Source organism: Hymenobacter coccineus, from assembly GCF_001816125.1.
GTDB lineage: Bacteria > Bacteroidota > Bacteroidia > Cytophagales > Hymenobacteraceae > Hymenobacter > Hymenobacter coccineus.
On the sequence record NZ_MDZA01000390.1, the window covers coordinates 1 to 209 of the forward strand.

Annotated in this window: 1 protein-coding gene; it reads right to left on the reverse strand. The window is 70.3% G+C overall.

Going from position 1 to position 209, the window contains the following annotated elements; translation table 11 throughout:
* Positions 1-20: 20 nt before the first annotated feature.
* Positions 21-209, reverse strand: a 189-nt coding sequence (locus tag BEN49_RS28295) for a hypothetical protein (RefSeq protein WP_158022997.1), incomplete at its 5' end; no start/stop codon positions are given.

A 209-nucleotide genomic window follows, 5' to 3' on the forward strand; every position in this document is an offset into this window, starting at 1 on the left:
CTGCTCGGCCTCGGTCACCATCACGCCGGCCTCCACGGCGTCGAGGGCGTAGCCGCAGGCACCCAATATTTTCCGGCGCCGCGGTTGGCGTTCAGGCCCACGCAGCAGCTCTGCTCGGCCTCGGTCACCATCACGCCGGCCTCCACGGCGTCGAGGGCGTAGCCGCAGGCACCCAATATTTTCCGGCGCCGCGGTTGGCGTTCAGGCCC